Origin of the sequence: Nocardia sp. NPDC059228, from assembly GCF_042754245.1 — a bacterium.
Taxonomy (GTDB): Bacteria; Actinomycetota; Actinomycetes; order Mycobacteriales; family Mycobacteriaceae; genus Nocardia.
Genome location: NZ_JBHZAL010000184.1, coordinates 1 through 1,042, shown reverse-complemented (window position 1 = coordinate 1,042; position 1,042 = coordinate 1). Strand labels below are relative to the sequence as shown.

Here is a 1,042-nt window from a genome sequence, read left to right as displayed (position 1 = left end):
CCCCCCGGATCGCCAACCGGCTGTTGCGCCGGGTCCGTGACTACGCGCAGGTCAAAGCGGACGCAGGCGTCCGGGTTCTCGACATCCTGCCGCGAAAGTTTTTCCGGCGGACTTCGAATCCCCGAGGGCCCGCCGGAAAGACCCCCCTAGTCGCTGCCGCCGCCCCCGCCACCACCGCTTCCGCAGCTGAAGCCTCCGGGTTCCGGGGACGAGTGCGAGCCGGAAGCCGAGTCCGGGTCGCGGCTGTTCTCTGCGCCGTAGTCGTATCCGTGGTCGTACTCCGGATCGGCGGCCCTGCCCATACGTATCAGGGACCGTCCCAGGCCGGCGGGGATCGCCGTACCGGCGACGACGCGGCGCAGCCGTCGGTCCCCGTGGGCGGCCGGGCCGTCGAAGACGTAAGCGGGGAGCGTGCCTTCATCCCTGGCCGCCTCCAGCTGGGTCCTGCCCGCCCGGGTGAGCCGGTGACGTGCGCGGGTGAGGAGGCCGAGAGCGACCAGGCCCTGCTTGATCTCCGCGACTTCCGGTCCGCCGCGTACGGCTTTCGCGACCACCGCCTGACTACTACCGCGTGGGCCGCTCCCGAGGACCGCCCGTTCGACCGGGTGCCGGGCGGGGTGCCCGGTCGGGTGTTCGGCGGTCCCGTCGGCGTCGTCGACCGCTCGCACGCGCGGGCCGACCACCGTGACGGCCCCCCGGTCGCGCAGCGCGAAGAGCGCGGTCTCCAGCACGCGTTGGGGTCCACCGGCCAGATAAGCCACTTCATACGCTTCGAGTCGTCGTTCGGCCGCCGAGACATGCCGCCGGATCGTGGTTCGCACAGGAGCCCCCCTGTCCCTGATGTCGCCTTTCGTCAGTATGGGGTCGATGCCCGGAACGGGCCCTGGTGCGGCGGCAGTTCAGAGCAAGACTTGAGGTACGGCCCCGGATCGGGACGGCCCTGCTCAGGACGGGTACGGCGCGGGATCGGGGCCGGTACGTCTCCCGCTCACGACCGGTACATCAGCCGGCGTAGCAGCGCCTCGGCAGGCCCGCGGCGCCC

Annotated in this window: 1 protein-coding gene and 1 pseudogene; one reads left to right on the top strand and one right to left on the bottom strand. The window is 72.0% G+C overall.

The window, feature by feature from the left end; translation table 11 throughout:
* Positions 1–8: 8 nt before the first annotated feature.
* Positions 9–65, top strand: a pseudogene (locus ACFXKA_RS43365) (hypothetical protein); the annotation flags it as partial.
* 81 nt (positions 66–146) lie between these two features.
* On the opposite strand, the gene ACFXKA_RS43360 reads toward ACFXKA_RS43365, so the two are convergent.
* The gene (locus tag ACFXKA_RS43360) at positions 147–821 is read right to left on the bottom strand and encodes a TIGR04222 domain-containing membrane protein (protein WP_379431964.1); all 675 of its coding nucleotides are present in this window, start codon (positions 819–821) and stop codon (positions 147–149) included.
* Positions 822–1,042: the final 221 nt, after the last annotated feature.